The sequence below is a fragment of the Pseudomonas sp. FP453 genome (genome assembly GCF_030687495.1).
Lineage (GTDB): Bacteria > Pseudomonadota > Gammaproteobacteria > Pseudomonadales > Pseudomonadaceae > Aquipseudomonas.
On record NZ_CP117435.1, the window covers coordinates 5,321,336 to 5,338,697 of the forward strand.

The following is a 17,362-nucleotide window of genomic DNA, read 5'->3' on the forward strand; positions in this document are numbered from 1 at the left end:
GGCGCCGCCGTTCAGACGTGACGAACTTCAACAATCTCGTACTCGATCACGCCACCCGGCGTCTTGACGGCCACCACATCACCCTCTTCCTTGGCAATCAAGGCGCGAGCGAGCGGCGAGCCGACGGAGATTTTGCCGAGTTTGAAGTCAGCTTCATCTTCACCAACGATGTGGTAAACCACGCTCTCGTCAGTCTCGACGTTGGCGATTTCCACGGTGGTGCCGAAAATCACCTTGCCCGTCTTCGGAATGGTCGTCACATCGATGACCACCGAATTCTGCAGGCGACCTTCGATGTCACGGATCCGCGCCTCGACCATACCCTGCTGCTCACGGGCAGCGTGGTATTCGGCGTTTTCCTTCAAGTCACCCAGCTCGCGGGCCGTACCGATGTCCTGGCTCAGCTTTGGACGTACGACCTTGGTCAGGTGGGCGTGCTCCTCTTCCAGGGCCTTGAAGCCCTGGACGGTCATTGGGTATTTGGTCATGCCTTCAATCCTGCGTGTAGATCCTGCAAGCGGCGCACGGTTTTTTCAGGACCGAACTTGAGCGCTTCGCAGATGGCTTCGCCAGCAGCAATGGTGGTGGTGCAGTAGATCTTGTGCTGCAAGGCGTTACGGCGAATGGAGTAGGAATCCGCGATCGACTGGCGACCTTCGGTGGTGTTGATGATCAGGGTGACTTCGTCATTCTTGATCATGTCGACCACGTGCGGACGGCCTTCCGTCACCTTGTTCACGCGACGCACTTTCAGGCCGGCAGCTTCGATCAGCTTGGCGGTCCCGGCAGTGGCCACGACTTCGAAGCCCAAGTTGATCAGATCACGGGCCACGCCTGCAACCAGTGGCTTGTCGTCATCACGCACGCTGATAAACGCAGTACCGCCGGTCGGCAGCACTTCGCTGGCGCCCATCTGGGCCTTGGCGAAGGCTTCACCGAAGGTATCGCCCACACCCATCACTTCACCGGTGGACTTCATCTCTGGGCCCAGGATCGGGTCCACACCAGGGAATTTGGCGAATGGGAACACCGCCTCTTTCACACTGTAGAAGTTCGGAATGATTTCCTTGGTGAAGCCGATTTCCTTCAGGGTCTTACCGGCCATCACGCGGGCAGCGATCATGGCCAGGGACACACCGATGCACTTGGAAACAAACGGCACGGTACGCGAAGCACGCGGGTTGACTTCGATGACGTAGATGTCTTCGCCTTGCAGCGCCAACTGTACGTTCATCAGGCCGACCACGCCCAGCTCCAGGGCCATTTTCTTGACCTGTTCACGCATCTCGTCCTGGATGTGCAGAGGCAGCGAGTACGGCGGCAGCGAGCACGCGGAGTCACCGGAGTGAACGCCCGCTTGTTCGATGTGCTGCATGATCGCGCCGATCACCACATCAGTACCGTCGCAGACAGCATCCACGTCCATTTCAATGGCGCAGTTGAGGAAGTGGTCCAGCAGCACCGGGCTGTCGTTGGACACTTTCACCGCATCACGCAGGTAACGCTTGAGCTCTTCTTCTTCGTAGACGATTTCCATCGCACGACCGCCCAGTACGTAGGACGGACGCACCACCAACGGGTAGCCGATCTTGCTGGCGGCACGAATGGCCTCGTCTTCGCTGCGCACGGTGGCGTTTGGCGGCTGACGCAGGTTCAGGCGCTCAACCATTTGCTGGAAGCGCTCACGGTCTTCGGCACGGTCGATGGCGTCAGGGCTGGTACCGATGATCGGTACGCCAGCGGCCTCAAGGGCGCGGGCCAGTTTCAACGGGGTCTGGCCGCCGTACTGGACGATCACGCCTTTCGGCTTCTCGACGCGCACGATTTCCAGCACGTCTTCCAGGGTCACTGGCTCGAAGTACAGGCGATCGGAGGTGTCGTAGTCGGTGGAAACAGTTTCCGGGTTGCAGTTGACCATGATGGTCTCGTACCCGTCTGCGCGCAGGGCCAGAGCGGCGTGCACACAGCAGTAGTCGAACTCGATGCCTTGGCCGATACGGTTCGGACCGCCACCCAGGATCATGATCTTGTCGCGACCCGACGGCGCAGCTTCGCACTCTTCCTCGTAGGTGGAGTACAGGTATGCGGTGTCGGTGGAGAACTCGGCGGCGCAGGTGTCAACGCGCTTGTAGACCGGGAAGATCTCCAGCTTGTGGCGATGGGTGCGCAGGTTCTTCTCGGTCACACCCAGCAGCTTGGCCAGACGCTGGTCGGAGAAACCCTTGCGCTTGAGGCGGAACATCATGTCGCGGTCGATGCTGGCCAGACCCAGGGTCTTGACCTTCTCTTCTTCCTTGATCAGATCTTCGATCTGTACCAGGAACCACGGGTCAATCATGTTCATGCCGAAGATATCTTCGACGGTCATGCCGGCACGGAAGGCGTCAGCCACGTACCAGATACGCTCGGCGCCCGGCACGGTCAGCTCTCGCTTGAGCACGCTCATGCTTTCCGGGTTGCTCAGGTCGAGCTTCTCGTCCAGGCCGCAAACGCCCACTTCCAGGCCGCGCAGGGCTTTCTGCAGGGATTCCTGGAAAGTCCGGCCGATGGCCATGACTTCACCCACGGACTTCATCTGCGTGGTCAGGCGTGCGTCAGCCTTGGCGAACTTCTCGAAGGCGAAACGTGGCAGCTTGGTCACAACGTAGTCGATGGACGGCTCGAAGGACGCCGGGGTCTTGCCGCCGGTGATGTCGTTCGACAGCTCGTCCAGGGTGTAACCCACCGCCAGCTTGGCCGCGACCTTGGCGATCGGGAAGCCGGTGGCTTTCGAAGCCAGGGCCGACGAGCGGGATACACGCGGGTTCATCTCGATCACGACCATGCGGCCGGTGTCCGGGCAGATGCCGAACTGAACGTTGGAACCACCGGTCTCCACGCCGATCTCGCGCAATACCGCCAGGGAGGCGTTACGCAGGATCTGGTATTCCTTGTCGGTCAGGGTCTGTGCCGGAGCCACAGTGATCGAGTCACCGGTGTGCACGCCCATCGGGTCGAAGTTTTCGATGGAGCAGACGATGATGCAGTTGTCCTTCTTATCGCGGACAACCTCCATCTCATATTCTTTCCAGCCGATCAGCGATTCGTCGATCAGCAGCTCTTTGGTCGGCGACAGGTCCAGGCCACGGGCGCAGATTTCTTCGAATTCTTCACGGTTGTACGCGATGCCACCACCGGTGCCGCCCATGGTGAAGGACGGACGGATGATGCACGGGAAGCCCAGGGTCTCGAGGACCGCATTGGCCTCTTCCATGCTGTGGGCGATACCGGAACGCGGGCACGCCAGGCCGATGGACTTCATCGCCTTGTCGAAACGCGAACGGTCTTCAGCCTTGTCGATGGTGTCGGCATTGGCACCGATCATCTCTACGCCGAACTTCTCCAGGACGCCTTCGCGCTCCAGGTCCAGGGCGCAGTTCAGGGCGGTCTGGCCGCCCATGGTTGGCAGCAGCGCGTCCGGGCGCTCCTTCTCGATGATCTTGGCAACGGTCTGCCATTTGATCGGTTCGATGTAGGTGGCGTCGGCCATGTCCGGGTCGGTCATGATGGTGGCCGGGTTGGAGTTCACCAGGATGACGCGGTAACCCTCTTCGCGCAGGGCCTTGCAGGCCTGGGCGCCGGAGTAGTCGAATTCGCAGGCCTGGCCGATCACGATCGGGCCAGCGCCGAGAATCAGGATGCTTTTTATGTCTGTACGTTTTGGCATGGGTTTGTCACTCAAATCCGCAGGTCAGTCGGCAAGCCGTCTTGAACAATCCTTGAAGTGCCCGCGGGGGCCACCGAAATTCGGGGCCGCCCGCAGGTCGCTCAGTCAGCGTCGCTTGGCCATCTCATTGATGAAACGGTCGAACAGCGGCGCTACGTCGTTCGGGCCCGGACTGGCTTCAGGGTGGCCCTGGAAGCTGAACGCGCTCTTGTCAGTGCGCTCGATGCCTTGCAGGGAACCGTCGAACAGCGACTTGTGAATGGCGCGGACGTTGCCCGGCAAAGTCGCTTCATCCACCGCAAAACCGTGGTTCTGGCTGGTGATCATCACAACGCCAGTGTCCAGATCCTGCACAGGGTGGTTGGCACCGTGATGGCCGTGACCCATTTTCAGGGTCTTGGCGCCGGAGGCCAGGGCCAGCAGCTGGTGACCGAGGCAGATACCGAATACCGGAATCTCGGTTTCCAGCACTTCCTTGATCGCCTGGATGGCGTAGTCGCACGGCTCAGGATCGCCCGGGCCGTTGGACAGGAACACGCCGTCCGGCTGCAGGGCCAGGACATCGCTGGCCGGGGTTTGCGCCGGCACCACGGTCACGCGGCAGCCGCGCTCGACCAGCATGCGCAGGATGTTGTACTTGACGCCGTAGTCGTAGGCCACAACGTGGTATGACAGGTCAGCGGCTTCGAGGGTCGCGTGGCTGTCGGTCTTCAAGTCCCAGACAGTGGAGCGCCACTCATAGGATTCCTTGGTGCTGACGACTTTCGCCAGGTCCATGCCTTTCAGGCCAGGGAAACCCTGTGCTGCAGCAATCGCCGCGGCTTCGGAAATGTTGTCACCGACCATGATGCAGCCGTTCTGCGAGCCTTTTTCACGCAGGATGCGTGTCAGGCGGCGCGTATCGATACCGGCGATCGCCACAACGTTGTTGGCTTTCAGGTAATCGGACAGCGACATCGTGTTACGCCAGTTGCTCGCAACCAGTGGCAGGTCACGAATCACCAGGCCGGCCGACCAGACACGATCAGACTCGACGTCTTCCGGTGTAGTACCGGTGTTGCCGATGTGCGGATAGGTCAGGGTAACGATCTGTTGGGCGTAGGAAGGATCGGTAAGGATTTCCTGATAGCCGGTCATGGCGGTGTTAAACACCACCTCTCCAACGGTCTGACCGTCGGCTCCAATGGCTTCGCCGCGAAAAATGCTGCCATCAGCAAGGGCGAGTATGGCTGGCTTAGTCAAGAAGACCTCCCGTAAATAAAGCCTGAAAGGGCGATCGCAGGTTGTAAAAAAGCGGAGTGACGTATGGACACGTCACCCCGCTTCTTCACTGAATTATTCTGCGCGCTTTTAGTGGACACACTAAAGCTGTAGCTTACAGAAAAAGGCTTTTTTGGTCCACCGCTAATGAGCCTAAAAGGCAGGGGAATGCGACAGGACGTCGCTTAGCGGGTAAAAACGGGGCCTCAGGATAATCCTGAGGCCCCGTTTTAGCTACTGATTAGTGCAGATCCAGCACGTCGCGCATGTCATACAGACCCGGTTCGCGACCTTCCAACCACAGCGCAGCACGTACCGCACCCTTGGCAAAGGTCATGCGACTGGATGCCTTGTGCGTGATTTCCAGGCGCTCGCCCTCAGTGGCGAACAGCACCGTGTGATCACCGACCACATCACCCCCGCGCACGGTCGCAAAACCAATGGTGTCACGCGCACGCTCACCGGTATGGCCTTCACGGCCGTACACCGCCACCTTCGACAGATCACGACCCAGCGCGTCGGCAATTGCCTCACCCATGCGCAGCGCAGTACCCGACGGCGCGTCGATCTTGTGACGGTGATGGGTTTCGATAATCTCGATATCCGCTTCATCGCCCAGCACACGAGCGGCCAGGTCCAGCAACTTGAGCGACAGATTCACGCCGACACTGAAGTTGGCGGCAAATACGACCGGAATCTCCTTGCCCGCCTCCACCAGCAACTGCTTCTGCTCAGCGCTCAAACCTGTAGTACCGATAACCATGGCCTTGCCCGCCTTGCGGCAGAACGCCAGGTTTTTCAGCATCACGTCCGGCAGCGTGAAGTCGATCAGCACGTCAAACTCATCGGCCACCTGCGCCAGGTCGCCCGACAACGGCACACCGATACGCCCCAACGAGGCCAACTCACCGGCGTCCGCACCGATCAACGTACTGCCGGGGCGAACGATCGCCGCCGTCAGCCCGGAGACTGGCGAGCGCTGCTGCACCGCCTCGATCAGCGTCTTGCCCATGCGCCCGGCAGCGCCCATCACGGCTATACGTCGCATATTCATTCCTTACAGGTCGCCGAAGAAGCGCTTCACACCATCGAAAAAGCCCGTGGTCTTCGGCGAGTGGGAGTCATCACCCGCCAGCGAACCGCGGAACTCTTCAAGCAGCTCGCGCTGACGACGATTCAGGTTGACCGGCGTCTCGATCGCCACACGGCACATCAGGTCGCCAGCACCGCCACCGCGCACCGGCGCAACGCCTTTGCCACGGATACGGAACTGCTTGCCGGTCTGCGTCCCCTCAGGAATCTTGAGCTTCACCCGCCCGTCAAGGGTCGGAATCTCCAACTCGCCGCCCAAGGCTGCATCGACAAAGCTGATCGGCACTTCGCAGAACAGGTGCTTGCCGTCACGCTGGAAGATCGAGTGCTCACGCACATTGATCACCACGTACAGGTCGCCCGTTGGTCCGCCCTGGGTACCCGCCTCGCCCTCGCCCGACAGGCGGATGCGATCACCAGTATCGACGCCCGCCGGCACTTTCACCGAAAGGGTCTTGTACTCTTCGACGCGGCCTTCGCCGTGGCAAGCGTCGCATGGATCGGAAATGATCTTGCCCTGGCCATGGCAACGCGGGCAGGTCTGCTGCACCGAGAAGAAGCCTTGCTGCATACGGACCTGACCAATACCACCACACGTCGGGCAGGTGATCGGCGAGGAGCCTTTCTTCGCGCCCGAGCCATCGCATGGCGTGCAGTTGACCAGCGTTGGCACGCGAATATTGACGCTGGTGCCGCGCACAGCTTCTTCCAGGTTCAGCTCCAGGGTGTAGCGCAAGTCGCTGCCACGCTGGGCGCCACCACGCTGGCCACCACGGCCACCGCCGAAGAAGTCACTGAAGACATCGCCGAAGATATCGGAGAAGTTCTGACCACCAAAACCGGCGCCGCCGCCACCCATACTTGGGTCGACACCGGCATGGCCGTACTGGTCGTAGGCCGCACGCTTGTTGGGATCAGACAGGCATTCGTAGGCCTCGTTGGCCTCTTTGAACAGCTCTTCGGATTCTTTGCTATCCGGGTTACGGTCCGGGTGATGCTTCATCGCCAGGCGACGGTAAGCCTTCTTCAGGTCCGCCTCGCTGGAGCTGCGCTCCACACCCAACACAATGTAATAGTCACGCTTTGCCATAAGTCTTTGCACTCTTAAGGACGTTCGGCCAGACCCTCCTGAGCCCTGCCAAACTCGTTGAGCCCCAATACAGGCCCGGACCCAACTCACGTCAATTCAACGATCCTGGTCATTACTACTTTTAGCCAGGTACCCGGCCAAAATGCGGTATTTACTGCTCGGAAAGCAGGAGCATTCCCGATCACACCGCCAGCACCCGAACGCTGTCGCATGCTGTAAAAATTCGTATACCCCAGACACGCCAACGCGGGAGCAAGCTCCCGCGCGGCGACATCCTACCAGTCACCGCTTGATAGCGGTCAACCGGGCGACCAACTTACTTCTGGTCTTTGACTTCTTCGAACTCGGCATCGACAACGTCGTCGTGCTTGGCTTCAGGCTCTGCCTGTTGCGCGCCGCCCTCAGGCTGAGCCTGTTGTTCGGCGTACATTTTCTGAGCAACCGGCGCGGAGACTTTCGACAGCTCCTCAACCTTGGCATCGATGGCAGCCTTGTCGTCGCCTTTGACAGCGGCTTCCAGGGCAACCACGGCAGCTTCGATTGCGGTCTTCTCTTCGGCAGTCACTTTGTCGCCTGCATCAGCAACCATCTTGCGCGTCGAGTGAACCAGGGCATCGCCTTGGTTGCGAGCAGCGGCCAACGCTACAAACTCCTCATCCTTGGCAGCGTTGGCTTCACCATCACGAACCATCTGTTGAATTTCTTCATCAGTCAGACCGGAGCTGGCCTTGATCGTGATCTTCTGCTCTTTGCCAGTCGCCTTGTCTTTCGCGCCGACATGCAGGATGCCGTTGGCATCGATGTCGAAGGTCACTTCGATCTGTGGCACGCCACGTGGTGCTGGTGGAATCTCGGCCAGGTCGAACTTGCCCAGGGACTTGTTCTGGGCAGCCTGTTTGCGCTCACCTTGCAGCACGTGAATGGTCACAGCGCCCTGGTTGTCATCGGCAGTCGAGAACACTTGCGATTTCTTGGTAGGAATCGTGGTGTTTTTCTCGATCAGCGCGGTCATCACGCCGCCCATGGTTTCGATACCCAGGGTCAGCGGGCTGACGTCCAGCAGCAGCACGTCTTTCACGTCGCCGGCCAATACCGCGCCCTGGATAGCAGCACCCATGGCAACCGCTTCGTCCGGGTTCACGTCTTTACGTGCTTCCTTGCCGAAGAACTCGGTGACCTTCTGCTGAACCAGTGGCATACGGGTCTGACCGCCCACCAGGATCACGTCGTTGATCGCGCCAACGTCGATACCGGCGTCTTTCAGAGCAATGCGGCAAGGCTCGATGGTGCGCTGAACCAGGTCTTCAACCAGCGATTCCAACTTGGCGCGAGAAATCTTCACGTTCAAGTGCTTAGGACCGGTGGCGTCTGCAGTGATGTACGGCAGGTTCACGTCGGTCGCATTGCTGGACGACAGTTCGATCTTGGCCTTTTCAGCAGCTTCTTTCAGGCGCTGCATCGCCAGCGGGTCACCCTTGAGGTTCATGCCGCTTTCTTTCTTGAATTCGTCGACGAGGTAGTCGATCAGACGAATGTCAAAGTCTTCACCACCCAGGAAGGTGTCGCCGTTGGTGGCCAACACTTCGAACTGGTGCTCGCCGTCAACTTCAGCGATCTCGATTACGGAGACGTCGAAAGTACCACCACCCAGGTCATAAACGATCACGGTGTGGTCGCCTTTGGCCTTGTCCATACCGTAAGCCAGAGCAGCTGCGGTTGGTTCGTTGATGATACGTTTTACTTCCAGGCCCGCGATGCGGCCGGCGTCTTTGGTCGCCTGGCGCTGGCTGTCGTTGAAGTAGGCCGGAACGGTGATCACCGCCTCGGTCACTGGCTCACCCAGGTAGTCTTCGGCAGTCTTCTTCATCTTTTTCAAGACTTCAGCCGAGATCTGTGGAGCCGACATTTTATTGCCGTTCACTTCAACCCAGGCGTCACCGTTGTCAGCCTTGGCGATTTTGTACGGAACCATCTTGATGTCTTTCTGTACGACTTCTTCGTCGAACTTACGACCGATCAGACGCTTTACTGCGTACAGGGTGTTGTGCGGGTTGGTGACAGCCTGGCGCTTGGCCGACTGACCCACCAGGATCTCACCGTCATTGGCGTAAGCAATGATCGACGGCGTAGTACGCGCGCCTTCGGCGTTTTCGATAACTTTAGCTTTACCGTTTTCCATAACGGAGACACACGAGTTGGTGGTCCCCAGGTCGATACCGATAATTTTGCCCATGATTTACTCTCCCGAAACTTGAATTTGGTTGCCGCAGCAGTGGTGGCTAACTGCGGTAGCACTTAAACGCTTGACTTATAAATGGGGGCCTTGCGGCGGATTTCAAGCCTGCTCATCAATAGAAGGTGCAACAGGTGCAGGAGCCTTGCTCACCACCACCATTGCCGGGCGCAACAAGCGACCGTTGAGCAGATAACCCTTCTGGAACACTTTCAGCACGCTGTTCGGCTCAAGATCATGGCTTTCCTGCATGGCCATGGCCTGGTGATGCTCAGCGTTGAACGGCTCGCCGCCTTGTGGATCAATGGCTTCCAGCTGATAACGCTTCAGGGTGTCCTGGAACATTTTCAGGGTCAGCTCGATCCCTTCGCGCATTGGGCGGATGTTTTCGTCGTCCGCGTTGGACAACTCCAGGCCACGTTCCAGGCTGTCGATGATCGGCAGCAAGTCACCGGCGAATTTTTCCAGTGCGAACTTGTGGGCCTTTTCTACATCCTGCTCGGCACGGCGGCGGACGTTCTGCAGATCGGCGGCAACACGCAAAGCCTGATCATTCGCAGCGGCCAATTGCTCTTCGAGCACTTGCACACGAGTTGCCATGTCATCGCCGGCAGCCGCATTAGCGTCTGGAGTTTGCGTATCCTGCGTCTGTTCGTCAGCCATAGTTTTCTCCTTTCAAAATCATGCGCGAACTCAACTCGCGCTTCTGTTCCGGTATATGGGGCCACAATTTCCAGGTTCAAGGGCGCGAGCATTACCAAAAGTCTTTCGTGTGTCCCGGATCAATTCCGCCACGGTCATTCCTGATTGCGCTAAAAAAATAAGCCATTCAAGCAAATCGAGCTAAGCGTCAGGATTGTCAGCCCAGAACAAAACACTGTATAAATAACCAGACCTAACGCCTGGGAGCGGCCGTCATGCTCGTGCACCTGTCTGTACATAACTACGCCATCGTTGAACACCTGGATCTCGAACTGGATCGCGGGATGAGCGTAATCACAGGCGAAACCGGCGCCGGCAAGTCGATCATGCTCGACGCCCTGGGCCTTACCCTCGGCGACCGCGCCGACAGCGGCGTTGTGCGCCCAGGCGCAGACAAGGCCGACATCCTGGCGACCTTCGACCTGGCGGATATCCCAGAAGCCGAAGCCTGGCTCGCCGAACGCGACCTGAACAACGACGGCCCGTGCATCCTGCGCCGGGTCATCACCGCCGAAGGCCGCTCACGCGGCTACATCAACGGCACGCCCTGCCCCCTTGGCGACCTGAAAGCCCTGGGCGAGCTGCTGATCGACATCCACAGCCAGCACGAACACCAGTCCCTGCTGAAAACCGACACTCACCGCCGCCTGCTCGACGAGTACGCCGGCGCCACCGACCTTGCACGGCAAGTGCAGTTGGCAGCCCAGCGCTGGCGCCAGACGCGTCAGGAACTGGAACGCTTGTCCAATTCCGGTGACGAGCAGCGCGCTCGCCACCAATTGCTCAGCTATCAACTCGAAGAACTCGAAAGCCTGGGCCTGGGCGAAACCGAACTGGAGCAACTTGAGCAGGAGCACAAGAACCTCACCAACGCCGAAACCCTGCTGGGCATTTGCCGCCAGGTGGTCGAGCAATGCAGCGAGAGCGATTCGGGCAATGTACTCAACGCGCTGACCGCCAGCCTCAATCGCCTGTCCAGCGTGAACAATGCGTCCGGCTCGCTGAACGAAGCGACCACCCTGCTGACCAGCGCGCAGATCCAGGTCGAGGAAGCCGTTGGCGAACTGAATCGCTTTCTGGACCACTTCGATGCCGACCCAGCGCGACTACAGGAAATCGAAGAGCGCCTGGACACTATCTATACCCTGGCGCGCAAACATCGAATCCAACCCACCGAAGTGGCGACGATGCAGCAAAAGCTGCTGGATGAAATCGAAACCCTGAACGCCAACGACGAATCCATTGAACGCCTTGCCGATGAGCTTGCTGCTTTTGCCCGACACTACCAAGAGAAGGCACGAGAGCTGAGCGATCTGCGACAACAGGCCGCCAGCAGCCTCGCCAGCGCCGTGGAACAGGAAATCCAGCGACTGGGCATGCCTGGCGGACGCTTCACCATTGAGCTGCGGGCCAATACCAACAATGAACTGCAACCTCACGGCCTCGAACAGGTAGAGCTGCTGGTCAGCGCCAACCCTGGGCAACCGCTCAAGGCACTGGCAAAAGTGGCGTCCGGCGGCGAGTTGTCGCGGATCAGCTTGGCGATCCAGGTCATTACGGCGCAAACGTCTCGCGTACCAACGCTGGTATTCGACGAAGTGGACGTGGGCATTGGCGGGCCGACAGCGGAAATTGTCGGCCAACTGCTACGTCGCCTGGGGGATCGCGGCCAGGTACTGACGGTCACTCACTTGCCACAAGTAGCGGCCCAGGGGCATCAACACCTGTTTGTACATAAAGTGCGCGGCAGCGATGCGACGCACACGGCCGTGTCCAAGCTGAATAAATCGGAACGCGTGGAAGAAGTGGCGCGGATGCTCGGCGGCATCGACCTGACCAAAGAGTCTTTGGCGCATGCGAAGAAAATGGTGGTGGCGTCAAAAGCCTGATCTGCGATTTTCACCTTTTATAGAAAGCACGAAGGCGACCCTAGGGTCGCCTTCGATCGTTTCACAGGGCAAATCTGCGCTGTTTTTACTTTTTCTTACGGATGTACAACACGAGATTGTGGTCAACCAGATCGAAGCCATGCTCCTCAGCAATTTTGTGCTGGAGCCTTTCGATTTCCGGGCTGGTGAACTCGATAACCTCATTGGTATCCAGGTCAACCATATGGTCGTGATGACCACCGTCAGCCAATTCAAACACCGCATGGCCACCGTCGAAATTGTGACGAACCACCAGCCCTGCGGCCTCAAACTGGGTCAGTACACGGTAAACCGTGGCCAGGCCAACGTCTTCGTTTGAGTCCATCAGCGCCTTGTAGACATCTTCGGCACTCATGTGGCGCTGCTCAGCAGAATCGAGCATTTGTAGAATCTTGACTCGTGGCAGAGTCACTTTAAGACCGGCTTTGCGTAGTTCGCTATTTTCAACCATGGTTAGCTTTCTCGCGGATGCTGCTTCGCAGCTTCTCTTAATACGGGTATGATCGGCGTTTACGTTGTCCCAGCCAAGATAGTGGAAGTCGCCCACCGATGCAAAACACCAAGCTCTTGCTAACCAGTTTCACCTTTGTGGGACTGCTCGCACTCGCCGGTTGTTCATTCCCCGGGGTTTACAAAATCGACATCCAGCAGGGCAATGTCGTCACGCAGGACATGATAGACCAGTTACGCCCGGGAATGACCCGACGGCAAGTACGGTTTATCATGGGCAACCCCCTGCTGACCGACACTTTCCATGCTGATCGCTGGGATTATCTCTACAGCATCCAGCCTGGTGGCGGTGAACGCCAACAGGAACGCGTCAGCGTCATTTTTAATGGCAATGACCAGCTTGTGAGCCTGTCCGGCGACTTCATGCCCGGTGTAAGCCGCGATGAGGCCTTGCTCGGCAAGGACAACGGCACCACCCCGACTGCGCCAGCGCAGGAAGGCGAGAAGCCGAAGTCCGAAGTACCGGCCAAGCCGGGCTCACTGCTCGACAAGATCCAGAAAGACGTCGACGGCGTGGAAACTGTTCCAGTTCCGACGCCGCAGCCTCTGGACACCAGCCCGCAGTAAGTTTGCGGCGCTCAACAAAAAGCCCGGCATGCCGGGCTTTTTGTTGCCTGCCATTTGGCAAGCCTAGGAATTCTGCTGCCTGGCCAACGCTGCCTTGGCAGCACGCAACCGACGCACCTCCTTTGGGTCCGCCAGCAAGGGCCGATAGATCTCAATCCGATCTCCCGCTTGCACAGCCCGAATCTCAGGGTCCGCAACCACCTTGCCAAATATCCCCAACGGGCATTCCGCCAGCACCACTTCAGGAAACTGCGCCGCGATCCCCGATGCCTGCACCGCCGCCCGCAGGCTGGTGCCCGACGGTACCACCAGTACTCGCAAGACTTGGCGATTCTCGGCGGCGTACACCACTTCAATCTCAACCATGCAGTTGCTTGGCACGCTGGCAGAACGCGTCCACCAGGGTATTGGCCGCCTGATTGAACAAAGGACCCAACGTCGCGCGCACAAGCGGCCCCGCGTAATCAAAGGAAAGATCCAGGCTGATCTTGCACGCCTTGTCAGTTAACGCCTTGAATACCCACACACCGTGAAGCTGGGTAAACGGCCCTTCCTGCAGATTCATTTCGATGGACTTCCCAGGCACCAGGACATTGCGCGTAACAAAGTGCTGGCCAATCCCGCCCTTCGCCACGCCGACACTGGCCACCATGTGTTCATCACTGCTCTCCAGCACCTCGGCGGCCGAACACCACGGCAAGAATTCCGGGTAACGCGCCACGTCGTTGACCAGGTCATAGAGCGCCTGCGCCGGATAGGGCAGCAGGGCCGAACGTTGAATGTGCGTCGTCATGTGAGCGTTATTTCCACTGCTGAGGCAAACATCGCGAAACAACAGGCCGATCCGCGAGAGAAAAAAACCAAAGAACTGCCCGTATTGTCCGGGATTCATCCAACACGCTCAAGCACGCAGGTTGACCGTAGCCGACACGCTCGCAACTCCCTATAATGCCGCCCCTATGGCTAAACAAAAGAAACACCCCACAGGGACCATCGCGCAAAACAAAAAGGCGCGACACGATTACTTCATCGAACATCGGTTCGAGGCTGGCTTGGTCCTGGCCGGCTGGGAAGTAAAGAGTCTGCGTGCCAGCAAGCTGCAACTGGTTGACAGCTACGTGCTGCTCAAGGATGGCGAGGCGTGGCTGCTGGGCAGTCATATCACCCCGCTGACCACCGCGAGCACCCACGTGATTGCCGACCCGGTGCGCACACGCAAGCTATTGCTCAATGCGCGCGAACTGGAAAAGCTCGCCGCTGCCGTACAGCAGAAAGGCTATGCCTGCGTCTGCCTGTCCTGGTACTGGAGCAAGCACCTGGTCAAGTGCGAAATCGCACTGGGCAAGGGCAAGAAGGAATACGACAAACGCGATACCGAGCGCGAACGCGACTCCAATCGCGAGCTGCACCGCGCCGTGCGCAACAAAGGCAAGGAAGAATAGTCCTTGCCGCGCTGTAGCCTTGGGTGAGTCACCCTTGGCTACATGCCTTTGCGCCGCTCTGCCCGCGCCACACGCTGAACCTCCTGACGCACTTCCTCCAAGACTTCCTGCACATACTGCAAATGACGTGTGGAGACTTCGCGCGCCTCCTCCGCCCGCCCTTCGATAATCGCCAGGTACAAATCCCGGTGCTGATTGATCAGCATGTCGCGGGTTTCCGTACGCTGTTGATACATGCCACCGATATTGGTCACCACATTGCGCTTGAGCAAATCGAACAGCCCACGAATGGTATGCAGCAACACGGCGTTATGACTGGCCTCGGCAATCGCCAGGTGAAAGCTCGCATCTGCCGCGCCTTCTTCCGCGCGACTGACCTCATCGACACGCGTATAGCAATCCTGCAGCGCCTCAAACGCCGCAGTCAGCCGTTCACGATCAACCTCGGTGGCACGCAACGCCGCGTAATAGGCGCATGACGCTTCAAGGGTCTGGCGAAACTCCAACAGATCACGTTGCGCCTCGGGATTGTTTTCCAACAGGTGCAGCAACGGATCGCTGAACGTAGACCCCAACGAATCAACAACGTAGTTCCCCCCGCCCTGGCGACTGACCAGCAAGCCCTTGGCCGCCAGCTTCTGGATCGCCTCACGCAACGACGGGCGCGACACACCAAACTGCTCCGCCAGTGCGCGCTCGGCCGGCAAGCGCTCACCCGACTTCAGCGTGCCCTCGAGGATCATGCCCTCAAGCTGCTCGACAATATCGTCGGACAAACGGCGCTGACGCACCTGATCAAACCCCATAACTCACTCTCCACCATCCCGACCACTCGCCGGGCCCTCTATTCTCGCCTATCGCAGCGCTTGCAGCACCTATCAGAGCACCCAGGATTTACCCGCTCAGATCCCCTCGCGCACCGACCTACGACCAAAGTTTCGCGGGCGGCAAATTGACACACCACCCCGAAGACTCTTAACCTAGCCAACAGCGATTGTAAATTGGTATTACCAATTAACCAAGCTAACAAAAAATGCATGACCAACAACAATTAGGGGCCACCCCATATGCAAACCTGGCAACAGCTCTATAGCCCTCTCGGCAGCCTTGGCCTGTCCGCACTGGCCGCCGTCATTCCCATCGTATTCTTCTTTCTGGCCCTGGCCGTGTTCCGCCTCAAAGGCCACGTGGCCGGCAGCATCACCCTGGCCCTTTCGATCCTGGTGGCGATCTTTGCCTTCCAGATGCCCGTGGACATGGCGCTCGCCGCCGCCGGCTACGGTTTTGCCTACGGCCTGTGGCCCATCGCGTGGATCATCGTCGCCGCCGTATTCCTCTACAAATTGACCGTCAAGAGCGGCCAGTTCGAAGTCATCCGCAGCTCGGTCCTGTCGATCACTGACGACCAACGCCTGCAAGTATTGTTGATTGGCTTCTGCTTCGGCGCCTTCCTCGAAGGTGCTGCCGGCTTTGGCGCCCCCGTGGCCATCACCGCCGCGCTGCTGGTGGGCCTGGGTTTCAACCCGTTGTACGCCGCCGGCCTGTGCCTGATCGCCAACACCGCACCGGTGGCATTCGGCGCCCTGGGCATCCCGATCATCGTTGCTGGCCAAGTGACCGGCATCGACGCGTTCAAGATTGGCGCCATGACCGGCCGCCAACTGCCGCTGCTGTCGCTGTTCGTACCGTTCTGGCTGGTGTTCATGATGGACGGCCTGCGCGGCGTTCGTGAAACCTGGCCGGCCGCACTGGTCGCAGGCCTGAGCTTCGCCATCACGCAGTACTTCACGTCCAACTTCATCGGCCCGGAACTGCCGGACATCACCTCGGCCCTGGCCAGCCTGATCTCCCTGACCCTGTTCCTGAAAGTCTGGCAACCCAAGCGCACCGCAGGCGCGCAGATTGCCGGCGCGACCACCAGCGCCGCCGTGACCGCCAGTGCCGGCGGCTTCGGCCTGCCGCGCAGCACCGTGGCATCGCCTTACAGCCTGGGGGAAATTTTCAAGGCCTGGTCGCCGTTCCTGATCCTGACCGTGCTGGTCACCATCTGGACCCTCAAACCGTTCAAGGCCATGTTCGCTGCTGGCGGCTCGATGTACAGCTGGGTGTTCAACTTCGCCATCCCGCACCTGGACCAACTGGTGGTCAAGGTGGCCCCGATCGTGACCAACCCGACCGCGATTCCGGCGGTATTCAAACTGGACCCGATCTCCGCGACCGGTACGGCGATTTTCTTCTCCGCGCTGATCTCGATGCTGGTGCTGAAAATCGACATCAAAACTGGTCTTACCACTTTAAAAGAAACCTTCTACGAGCTGCGCTGGCCGATCCTGTCCATCGGCATGGTGCTGGCCTTTGCCTTCGTCACCAACTACTCCGGCATGTCGTCCACCATGGCGCTGGTCTTGGCCGGCACGGGCGCAGCCTTCCCGTTCTTCTCGCCTTTCCTCGGCTGGCTGGGGGTTTTCCTGACAGGCTCGGACACCTCGTCCAACGCCCTGTTCAGCTCGCTGCAAGCCACCACTGCGCACCAGATCGGCGTCAATGACACCCTGCTGGTCGCGGCAAACACCAGCGGCGGCGTGACCGGCAAGATGATCTCGCCGCAATCGATCGCCGTGGCGTGCGCAGCCACTGGCCTGGTCGGCAAGGAATCGGACCTGTTCCGCTTCACGCTCAAGCACAGCCTGTTCTTTGCCACCATCGTCGGCCTGATCACCCTGGCCCAGGCCTACTGGTTCACCGGTATGCTGGTGCACTAAGGCCTGCACGCAATAGAGTAAGAATCGACGCCGGACCACCATTCCGGCGTCAGCTATTTCTGGAGGACCG

Annotated in this window: 15 protein-coding genes; 4 read left to right on the forward strand and 11 right to left on the reverse strand. The window is 59.2% G+C overall.

Annotation, left to right across the window (positions count from 1 at the left end; genetic code table 11):
• Positions 1 to 11 precede the first annotated feature (11 nt).
• The 7 genes from greA to grpE all read right to left on the reverse strand — a co-directional run bounded on the left by greA (position 12) and on the right by grpE (position 10,044).
• Entirely contained in the window at positions 12 to 488 is a 477-nt protein-coding gene (gene greA / locus PSH87_RS24215) for a transcription elongation factor GreA (RefSeq protein WP_003235048.1), read from the reverse strand.
• Positions 485 to 3,706 (reverse strand): carbamoyl-phosphate synthase large subunit, encoded by a 3,222-nt coding sequence (gene carB, locus PSH87_RS24220; RefSeq protein WP_124527761.1) that lies wholly within the window; start codon positions 3,704 to 3,706, stop codon positions 485 to 487. The genes greA and carB overlap by 4 nt, the downstream gene beginning before the upstream one ends.
• A gap of 105 nt (positions 3,707 to 3,811) precedes the next feature.
• Positions 3,812 to 4,948 carry a glutamine-hydrolyzing carbamoyl-phosphate synthase small subunit gene (carA, locus tag PSH87_RS24225; RefSeq protein ID WP_305431400.1) on the reverse strand — a complete coding sequence of 379 codons (1,137 nt, stop codon included), beginning with the start codon at positions 4,946 to 4,948 and terminating at the stop codon, positions 3,812 to 3,814.
• 259 nt (positions 4,949 to 5,207) lie between these two features.
• Positions 5,208 to 6,014 (reverse strand): 4-hydroxy-tetrahydrodipicolinate reductase, encoded by an 807-nt coding sequence (gene dapB / locus PSH87_RS24230; RefSeq protein WP_026136636.1) that lies wholly within the window; start codon positions 6,012 to 6,014, stop codon positions 5,208 to 5,210.
• Between the two features lie 9 nt (positions 6,015 to 6,023).
• Positions 6,024 to 7,148 carry a molecular chaperone DnaJ gene (gene dnaJ, locus PSH87_RS24235; protein ID WP_017735540.1) on the reverse strand — a complete coding sequence of 375 codons (1,125 nt, stop codon included), beginning with the start codon at positions 7,146 to 7,148 and terminating at the stop codon, positions 6,024 to 6,026.
• A gap of 316 nt (positions 7,149 to 7,464) precedes the next feature.
• The gene (gene dnaK, locus PSH87_RS24240; RefSeq protein WP_017735539.1) at positions 7,465 to 9,381 is read right to left on the reverse strand and encodes a molecular chaperone DnaK; all 1,917 of its coding nucleotides are present in this window, start codon (positions 9,379 to 9,381) and stop codon (positions 7,465 to 7,467) included.
• Between the two features lie 102 nt (positions 9,382 to 9,483).
• Positions 9,484 to 10,044: a nucleotide exchange factor GrpE gene (gene grpE / locus PSH87_RS24245; protein ID WP_017735538.1), complete on the reverse strand. Its 561-nt coding sequence runs from the start codon at positions 10,042 to 10,044 to the stop codon at positions 9,484 to 9,486.
• A 254-nt stretch (positions 10,045 to 10,298) separates the two neighbouring features.
• On the opposite strand from grpE, the gene recN reads away from it, so the two are divergent.
• On the forward strand, positions 10,299 to 11,972 hold the full coding sequence (gene recN, locus PSH87_RS24250) for a DNA repair protein RecN (protein ID WP_017735537.1): 1,674 nt from the start codon (positions 10,299 to 10,301) through the stop codon (positions 11,970 to 11,972).
• An 85-nt stretch (positions 11,973 to 12,057) separates the two neighbouring features.
• Here recN and fur read toward each other — a convergent pair whose 3' ends face one another.
• Positions 12,058 to 12,462 (reverse strand): ferric iron uptake transcriptional regulator, encoded by a 405-nt coding sequence (gene fur / locus PSH87_RS24255; RefSeq protein WP_026136635.1) that lies wholly within the window; start codon positions 12,460 to 12,462, stop codon positions 12,058 to 12,060.
• A gap of 98 nt (positions 12,463 to 12,560) precedes the next feature.
• Between fur and PSH87_RS24260 the strand changes: the two genes are divergently transcribed.
• Entirely contained in the window at positions 12,561 to 13,088 is a 528-nt protein-coding gene (locus PSH87_RS24260) for an outer membrane protein assembly factor BamE (RefSeq protein ID WP_017735535.1), read from the forward strand.
• Between the two features lie 63 nt (positions 13,089 to 13,151).
• Here the strand turns inward: PSH87_RS24260 and PSH87_RS24265 are convergent, their stop codons facing one another.
• Both PSH87_RS24265 and PSH87_RS24270 read right to left on the reverse strand, forming a co-directional pair.
• Positions 13,152 to 13,454: an RnfH family protein gene (locus PSH87_RS24265; RefSeq protein ID WP_305431405.1), complete on the reverse strand. Its 303-nt coding sequence runs from the start codon at positions 13,452 to 13,454 to the stop codon at positions 13,152 to 13,154.
• Positions 13,447 to 13,881 carry a type II toxin-antitoxin system RatA family toxin gene (locus PSH87_RS24270; RefSeq protein WP_017735533.1) on the reverse strand — a complete coding sequence of 145 codons (435 nt, stop codon included), beginning with the start codon at positions 13,879 to 13,881 and terminating at the stop codon, positions 13,447 to 13,449. Before PSH87_RS24270 ends, PSH87_RS24265 begins: the two co-directional genes overlap by 8 nt.
• Before the next feature lie 166 nt (positions 13,882 to 14,047).
• Here PSH87_RS24270 and smpB point away from each other — a divergent pair, with 166 nt between their 5' ends.
• On the forward strand, positions 14,048 to 14,530 hold the full coding sequence (smpB, locus tag PSH87_RS24275) for an SsrA-binding protein SmpB (protein WP_014719962.1): 483 nt from the start codon (positions 14,048 to 14,050) through the stop codon (positions 14,528 to 14,530).
• Between the two features lie 38 nt (positions 14,531 to 14,568).
• Here smpB and PSH87_RS24280 read toward each other — a convergent pair whose 3' ends face one another.
• Positions 14,569 to 15,336, reverse strand: coding sequence for a GntR family transcriptional regulator (locus PSH87_RS24280; RefSeq protein ID WP_017735532.1), 768 nt, complete (start codon positions 15,334 to 15,336; stop codon positions 14,569 to 14,571).
• A gap of 261 nt (positions 15,337 to 15,597) precedes the next feature.
• Here PSH87_RS24280 and PSH87_RS24285 point away from each other — a divergent pair, with 261 nt between their 5' ends.
• Positions 15,598 to 17,292 (forward strand): lactate permease LctP family transporter, encoded by a 1,695-nt coding sequence (locus tag PSH87_RS24285; RefSeq protein ID WP_017735531.1) that lies wholly within the window; start codon positions 15,598 to 15,600, stop codon positions 17,290 to 17,292.
• Positions 17,293 to 17,362 lie beyond the last annotated feature (70 nt).

Excerpts from the sequence above, each read along its gene's own strand:
- carB (WP_124527761.1), bottom strand. The coding sequence starts at position 3,706 with ATGCCAAAACGTACAGACATAAAAAGCATCCTGATTCTCGGCGCTGGC.
- grpE (WP_017735538.1), bottom strand. The coding sequence starts at position 10,044 with ATGGCTGACGAACAGACGCAGGATACGCAAACTCCAGACGCTAATGCG.
- PSH87_RS24260 (WP_017735535.1), top strand. The coding sequence starts at position 12,561 with ATGCAAAACACCAAGCTCTTGCTAACCAGTTTCACCTTTGTGGGACTG.
- fur (WP_026136635.1), bottom strand. The coding sequence starts at position 12,462 with ATGGTTGAAAATAGCGAACTACGCAAAGCCGGTCTTAAAGTGACTCTG.
- smpB (WP_014719962.1), top strand. The coding sequence starts at position 14,048 with ATGGCTAAACAAAAGAAACACCCCACAGGGACCATCGCGCAAAACAAA.
- greA (WP_003235048.1), bottom strand. The coding sequence starts at position 488 with ATGACCAAATACCCAATGACCGTCCAGGGCTTCAAGGCCCTGGAAGAG.
- dnaJ (WP_017735540.1), bottom strand. The coding sequence starts at position 7,148 with ATGGCAAAGCGTGACTATTACATTGTGTTGGGTGTGGAGCGCAGCTCC.
- recN (WP_017735537.1), top strand. The coding sequence starts at position 10,299 with ATGCTCGTGCACCTGTCTGTACATAACTACGCCATCGTTGAACACCTG.
- PSH87_RS24270 (WP_017735533.1), bottom strand. The coding sequence starts at position 13,881 with ATGACGACGCACATTCAACGTTCGGCCCTGCTGCCCTATCCGGCGCAG.
- PSH87_RS24265 (WP_305431405.1), bottom strand. The coding sequence starts at position 13,454 with ATGGTTGAGATTGAAGTGGTGTACGCCGCCGAGAATCGCCAAGTCTTG.
- dnaK (WP_017735539.1), bottom strand. The coding sequence starts at position 9,381 with ATGGGCAAAATTATCGGTATCGACCTGGGGACCACCAACTCGTGTGTC.
- PSH87_RS24285 (WP_017735531.1), top strand. The coding sequence starts at position 15,598 with ATGCAAACCTGGCAACAGCTCTATAGCCCTCTCGGCAGCCTTGGCCTG.
- dapB (WP_026136636.1), bottom strand. The coding sequence starts at position 6,014 with ATGCGACGTATAGCCGTGATGGGCGCTGCCGGGCGCATGGGCAAGACG.
- PSH87_RS24280 (WP_017735532.1), bottom strand. The coding sequence starts at position 15,336 with ATGGGGTTTGATCAGGTGCGTCAGCGCCGTTTGTCCGACGATATTGTC.